The organism is Mycobacterium sp., assembly GCF_032159775.1.
In the GTDB taxonomy this organism is placed as follows: domain Bacteria; phylum Actinomycetota; class Actinomycetes; order Mycobacteriales; family Mycobacteriaceae; genus Mycobacterium.
In genome coordinates this window covers 1-6,652 of the sequence record NZ_JAVHWK010000103.1, presented here as the reverse complement: position 1 = coordinate 6,652, position 6,652 = coordinate 1, and the positions used below count along the sequence as shown (strand labels likewise).

Genomic DNA, 6,652 nt, shown 5'->3' with positions numbered 1-6,652 from the left:
TGTCGCGAGTCTTATAGATGCTGGCCGCGGGGTTGGGCATCTCGTCGAGGTTGAACTTCGGGATGTCCTGGCCCGTGACACCCGAGCCGACGATGTCGGGGCCCAACTGCCAGATGGCCGCGTTGAGGAGGGAGACGTCCACCACCGACGGCTCACCGGTGCGCTCCCGCTTCAGCAGTGCCGCGGCGATTCCGCCTGCGATGGCCAGCCCGCCGTAGGAGTCGCCGAAGGCAGGCCGCTGGATCGGCGGATATGAACCGTCGCCTGCGGCATACCCTTCGCCGATGCCGCCGCGCGCCCAGTATGCCGCGAGATCGAAACCACCCTGAGATGCCAGGTCGCCCTTGGTGCCGTAGCCGTGCCCCCTGGCGTAGATGATCTTCGGGTTGCGCGCCCGGACCTGCTCGACATCGATGCCCATCCGCTGACGGGAATCCGGCAGCAGGTTGGTGACGAACACGTCGGCGGTCTCGATCAGCTTCATCAAGAGCTCGAGTCCTTCGGGAGTGGACGTGTCCAGCCCGATGCTGCGCTTACCGCGGTTGGGCTGCTCGATGAAGTGGTTGACTCCCCCTGCGCCGGTGACGAGTCCGGAACTGATGAGCCCGCGCTGGGGATCACCCGTCTCGGGGTGCTCGACCTTGATCACGTCGGCGCCCCAGTCGGCCAGCACGGCCCCCGCCGCCGGCACGAACGTCCACGCCGCGAGTTCGACAACGCGGATACCGCTCAGGATGTCGCTCACGCCGACTCCTGGGGGTAGGCGATGACCTTGGTCTGCAGGTGCTGCTCGAAGCCCTCGATACCGTTCTGCCTGCCGATTCCGCTCATCTTGTAGCCACCGAAGGGCGCATCGGCGCCGTAGAAGATGGCACTGTTGATGTTCACCGATCCGGTACGGATTCGTCGCGCAACGGCCATCGCCCGCTCGTCGGAGCCCAGCACCGTGCCGGCCAATCCATAAATGGAGTTGTTCGCCATCTCGACGGCACCGTCGTCACCGCCGTCATACGGGGTGATCGTGATGACCGGTCCGAAGATCTCCTCCTGGAAGACCCGGTGATCCGGAGCGACGTCGGCGAGGATCGTCGGCGCTACGAAGTACCCGCGGTCGAGTCCGTCCGGCTTCCCGCCTCCCACCGTCACTCGGGCGCCCTGCTCCTTGGCCACCTCGATGTAGCCCAACACACGCTCGCGCTGCTTGGCCGACACGAGCGGGCCACAGAAGTTCGCGGGGTCGGTCGGATCACCGACGGTGACCGACGCGAAGGTGGCGGTGGCCAGCTCGACGGCCTCGTCGTACCGGTTGCGCGGCACCAACATTCGGGTGGTCAGCGCGCAGCCCTGACCCGAATGCATCAGAGCGCCGATGCACCCGGGCACCGTGGCGCCCAAGTCCGCGTCCTCGAGTAGCAGGTATACCGACTTGCCGCCCAACTCCATCAGGTTGCGTTTCATGGTCGCTGCTGACAATCGCCCGATGAGCTCTCCAACCGCGGTCGACCCGGTGAAGGAGATCATGTCCACCCGCGGATCGGTGACGAGCCGCTGGGCCACGTCGTTGTCCGATGCGGGGACGACGTTGACGACGCCCGCCGGTATGTCGGTCTTCTCGGCGATGATGCGGCCCCAGCGCAGTGCGTTCCACGGCGTTTCGATGGCCGGCTTGAGCACCATGGTGTTACCGGTGGCCAGCACCTGGCCCACCTTGTTGGCGATGATCTCGACCGGGAAGTTCCACGGCGTGATCGCGCCGATGACGCCCATCGGCTCCTTCACCACGACGCGGTTGTAGGGCTCGCCCATCTTGGCGTCCACATCGAGCTGGCGTTCCCAGGCGAAGTCCGAGATGTGCTGGGCAGGCCAGCGGACCGCGTCGGCGAGCGGCCAGTCCAGCTGGGCGATGTAGGTCATGCCGAGCGGCGCGCCGGCTTCTGCGACGAGCTCCGCGCGTGCGTCCTCCTTCTCCTCCTGTAGCGCCTCGTGCAACTGCATGAGGCAGTGCTGGCGGAATTCGTGGTTAGTGGCCCAGTCGGTGGTGTCGAAGGCCCGCCGAGCGGCCGCGATCGCCTCGTCCATGTCCTCGGCGCCCGCATCGGTGCACACACCGAGCACTTCCTCGGTGGCCGGGTTGATGTTGTCGGCGGTCTTGCCTCCCGACGATTCGCGTAGTTGTCCGTCGATGTAGAGGCGGGTTTCGGGATTGAATGAAACAGTGGACGCGGCGACCGGTGATGCCGTCATTGGCGCTCCCTATGGCGAAGTTGAAGTCGTGCGTTAGTGTACCTCTTATAGATAATTGTTTAGCGGATTAGCCCCCCGCGGGGCAGGGTCCCCCGGATTGACGAAGAGGTAGCGGTGTCGTCCCCTGTCAACAACGGCGTCAGCGACGACCGCCGAGACGCCTACCTGTCGCAGGTCGCCGAGTACCGACACGATCTCCGGGAGTATCTGCGCACGCTGGACTGCGCGGAGCAATGGCGATCGGCCGCGAGTATGACAGCCGAACAGGGACTCGAGCACGACGCCTCGGTGATGGCACGGCTGCATGCCGACGGCTGGAATCGGTTCGGGTGGCCCGCGGCTGCAGGCGGCTTCGGCGGCAACGAGGTGCACAGGGCCGTCTACTTCGAAGAGCTCGGCCACGCCATGCTGCCCATCCCGGCCCAGGCGTGGACGCTGGAAGTGATGGGCCCGGCTGTGCTCGAATTCGCGCCGGACCTGGCGGCGGAGTACCTGCCGGGATACCTCGATGGCTCGGAATGGTGGGGGCAGGGCTTTTCGGAGCCCGAGTCCGGCAGCGATCTCGCGTCCCTGCGTACGCGGGCGACCGACGACGGCGCGGACGGCTTCGTCGTCAACGGTCAGAAGATCTGGACCAGCCAGGGCGGAACGGCCAAACGAGTCTGTGTGCTCGTGCGTACCGGGTCCCCGGAGAGCCGCCACCGCGGTTTGACGATGTTGTTGATCGATACGGATACCCCCGGCCTGACCATCCGGCCGATCGCCTTGGCCAGCGGCCGACGCGAGCTTGCCGAGATGTATTTCGACGACGTCCGCGTGCCGCGGGAGCGGCTGGTCGGCAACGTCGACGCGGGCTGGGCCGTGACGATGTTCCTGATGCAGTACGAGCGGGGAATGTACGGCTACGCCGTCTTGAACAAGGTGCTCACCGAGTTGGGACGGCTGAGGGAGTACATGGTCACCAAGGCTGCAACTGCCTCCCAGCGTGAGCGGTTCGCCCGCGTCTACGTCGACGTGATAGCCGCCCAGGCCCGCGCCGCGACGACCGTGCGCAAACTCGCGGCCGGCGAACCCGTCGGTCCCGAAAGCAGCATTGACAAGCTGCTGTGCAGCCGGGCCGAGAGAGAGGTCAACGACCTCATCCTCGACGTCGCACGGGATCACCTGATGGCGGGCGGCCCACCCGGCGCCAATCGGGAAGCCGAACTGGACACGGTACGTGCGGAGTGGTGGTACTCCCGCGCCGCCACCATCATGGGCGGGACTGCAGAAGTGCAGCGCGGAATCGTAGCCGACCACCTACTCGGGCTTCCGAAGGAGAGGCGCGCATCGTGACCACCCGCGCGCCAGGAAGAAATCCGGCAGACGAAGCCTGGCCGATGATCGAGGAGGCCGTCTTCCGGCTCTTCGACGAACTGGCCGCCAAACAGGAACATGCCGTCATCGGCCCTCGGCTCACCGAATTGGGCTGGGCCGAGATCGAGTCCGAATACCCGGTCGAAGCATGCGCGTTGCTGTTTCGTGCGCAGGGTCGTTCGCTGGCCCTCACCGACGCGCTGGATCGGGTCATGTTGGCCGAACTGGCGTCCTTAGTCGACGGACCCGTCGACACCATCGTGTTGCCGGGACTCTCGCAAGGCTATGCGCCGAGCTCGAGTGAATACCAGGTCAAAGGCATTGTGCTCGGCCCTCTTCGCGGTCGGGTCGTGGTGCCGGTCTCGCGTGCCATGGGCACCGTCTCCATAGCCGTCGTCGATGCCGATGAACTACGCGGCGAACCGATGGACACCTTTGATCCGTCCGTCGTCTGGACCCGCGTAGAGGGCACGACCGGTGACACGCTGATAGACGCCTCGACCGAGTGGGGACGCGCGATCGCGGCGGCGCATCGGTCGATAGCCACCGAACTGATCGGGCTCGCCGACGAGGCGCTGCGAATCGCGGTCGAGCACATCAGCGTTCGCGTGCAGTTCGGCTCGCCCATCGGGTCGCTGCAGTCGCCTCGCCACGCACTTGCCGACGCCGCGGCTGCGCTCGAGGGTGCGCGCGCACTGCTGAACGAGTCATGGTGCTACGGCGGGGTTCTGTCGGCCCAAACCGCGAAAGTCGCTGCCGGCCGGGCCCACCGCACAATCAGTGACGCGGTGCTGCAGGTGTGCGGCGCGATCGGACTCACCGCTGAACACGACCTGCATCGCTACGTGGCGCGTGGATTCCAGATCGACGCGCTGTGCGGTTCGTATCCACAGCTGGAATCGCTGCTCGCCGAGCGCCTGTTCGACATGTACATGCCCGGCCGCGCGCTTCCGACGATGGTCAACTGGAATTAGGGGGACGGGTGCGCCGCAACATCTTCGACGAGGTACACGACGATTTCCGCGCGACCGCGCGCGCATTCTTCGAGCGCGAGTGCGTGCCGAACGTCGAAAAGTGGGAACGTGACGGCAAGGTCAGCCGCGAGGCGTGGCTGGCCGCGGGCGAACACGGCCTGATCGGCTGGGAGTTCGACGAGAAGTACGGCGGCCTCGGCGTCAAAGATTTCCGGTTCAACCAGATCATCTCCGAAGAGATGTTCATGACCGGATCGGTGGGGATCGGCCTCGGCGTGCAGAACGACATATTGATGCCGTATCTGAACAACCTCACCACCGACGAACAGAAGGAGCGCTGGCTGCCCAAGTTCGTCGCAGGAGAGTACATCGGCTCGATCGCGATGTCCGAACCCGCCGCCGGATCCGACCTGGCAGGCATCAAGACCACCGCCCGCGACGAGGGCGACCACTGGGTGGTCAACGGCCAGAAGACCTTCATCAGCAACGGGCTGCTCTCGAAGTTGGTGCTCACCGCCGTCAAGACCGACCCGTCGGCCCGGCACAAGGGCATCAGCCTGTTGATGATCGAAGACGGCATGGAGGGCTTCACCCGCGGCCGCAAGCTGGACAAGATCGGCCAGTACTCCGCTGACACCGCCGAATTGTTCTTCGAGGACGTCGTAGTGCCCAAAGAGAACCTCGTCGGTGAGCTCAACCGCGGCTTCTATCACCTGGTGAGCAATCTTCCCAGCGAACGCGTTGGTGTCGCCTGCTATGCGCTTCCCGCGGCGCGGCGGGCGCTGGACCTCACGAAGGCGTACGCACTCGAGCGGACAGCGTTCGGGCAGCCGATCGGCACATTCCAGGTGAACCGGCACTTCCTGGCCGAGATGCAGACCAAGCTGGACGCCGCACAGACGTATCTGGATCAGTGCGTGCTCTCGGTCAACGACGGCACGCTTTCCGACCAGGATGCCGCTGGGCTGAAGTGGTGGACGTCGGAGGTCCAGTGGGAGATCATCGACCGCTGCCTGCAGCTGCACGGCGGCTACGGCTACATCAACGAGTATGAGGTGGCCCGGTTGTGGCGAGATTCCCGAGTGCAGCGGTTGTACGCGGGCACCACCGAAATCATGAAGGACCTGATGGGCCGGGCAATGGGGTATTGACGATGAGCTTGGTCACTGAGCGGCCGCGCATGCCTGGCTCGCGACGCGAATTCGGATAACCTGCCAAATAGTTAGTTGATTCGCAGCATTCAACGGTGGAGGTCGACAAATGGAGGTCACCAGCCTTCGGGAACCGAAGATGGCCGATCGGGTGGCCACCGTGCTGCGCCGGATGTTCATCCGCGGTGAGATCACCGAAGGCACCATGCTGCCGCCCGAATCCGAACTGATGGAGCGTTTCGGGGTGTCCCGGCCGACGCTGCGCGAAGCGTTCCGGGTTCTGGAATCCGAGTCGCTGATCGAGGTGCAGCGCGGCGTTCGCGGCGGAGCCCGTGTCACCCGGCCGCGGCGAAAGACCCTGGCCCGATACGCCGGGCTGATCCTCGAGTACGAGGGTGTGACGCTCAAAGACGTCTACGACGCACGGGTGACGCTGGAAACACCGATGATCATGCAACTCGCGAAGGACCGAAACCCGTCGGTGATAGCCGAACTGGAGGCGATCGTCGAACGCGAGGGCCAGCTTTCGCCCGGAGGCGACACCGTCGACCAGTTGACCGACTTCCACGCTGCGATCGCCCGGTTATCGGGTAACAAGACCCTGCAGATCGTCAGCGACATGCTCCACCACATCATCGAGAAGGCCAACCGGTCACTGCAACCCACCGAAGGAAGCCGAGCGGCCGGGGCTGTCACCCGCTCGGTCAAGACCCATCGCATGGTGTTGGACATGATCAAGGCAGGCGAGGCCGAGCAGGCCGGCGAACTGTGGAAGAAGCATCTGCAGAAGGCCGAGGCGTTCGTCCTGTCGGGGGCCGAACTCTCCACCGTTGTTGATCTTCTCGAATGACCGGTGTAGACGAGCGAGAAGTCCAGCACGACATCGAGACACCCGCTGCGATACAGATTCGGTTCGGGATCGAGTTC

At 65.0% G+C, this 6,652-nt stretch carries 6 protein-coding genes; 4 read left to right on the top strand and 2 right to left on the bottom strand.

Annotated features, from left to right (window positions below):
* Positions 1-745, bottom strand: a 745-nt coding sequence (locus QOJ24_RS11375) for a CoA transferase (protein ID WP_526261149.1), incomplete at its 3' end; no start/stop codon positions are given.
* Positions 742-2,244, bottom strand: a complete 1,503-nt coding sequence (locus tag QOJ24_RS11370; RefSeq protein WP_526261147.1) for an aldehyde dehydrogenase family protein — start codon at positions 2,242-2,244, stop codon at positions 742-744. The genes QOJ24_RS11375 and QOJ24_RS11370, both read right to left, overlap by 4 nt.
* A gap of 114 nt (positions 2,245-2,358) precedes the next feature.
* Between QOJ24_RS11370 and QOJ24_RS11365 the strand changes: the two genes are divergently transcribed.
* From QOJ24_RS11365 to QOJ24_RS11350, 4 genes are all read left to right on the top strand, one after another.
* Positions 2,359-3,579, top strand: coding sequence for an acyl-CoA dehydrogenase family protein (locus QOJ24_RS11365; protein ID WP_526261145.1), 1,221 nt, complete (start codon positions 2,359-2,361; stop codon positions 3,577-3,579).
* A gap of 44 nt (positions 3,580-3,623) precedes the next feature.
* A complete protein-coding gene (locus tag QOJ24_RS11360; RefSeq protein ID WP_526261151.1) occupies positions 3,624-4,574 on the top strand; it encodes an acyl-CoA dehydrogenase family protein in 951 nt (316 codons plus the stop codon).
* Positions 4,575-4,582: 8 nt separating this feature from the next.
* Positions 4,583-5,725: an acyl-CoA dehydrogenase family protein gene (locus QOJ24_RS11355; protein ID WP_526261143.1), complete on the top strand. Its 1,143-nt coding sequence runs from the start codon at positions 4,583-4,585 to the stop codon at positions 5,723-5,725.
* 109 nt (positions 5,726-5,834) lie between these two features.
* Complete coding sequence (locus tag QOJ24_RS11350; RefSeq protein WP_526261141.1) at positions 5,835-6,575, top strand: FadR/GntR family transcriptional regulator; 741 nt, start codon at positions 5,835-5,837, stop codon at positions 6,573-6,575.
* Positions 6,576-6,652: the final 77 nt, after the last annotated feature.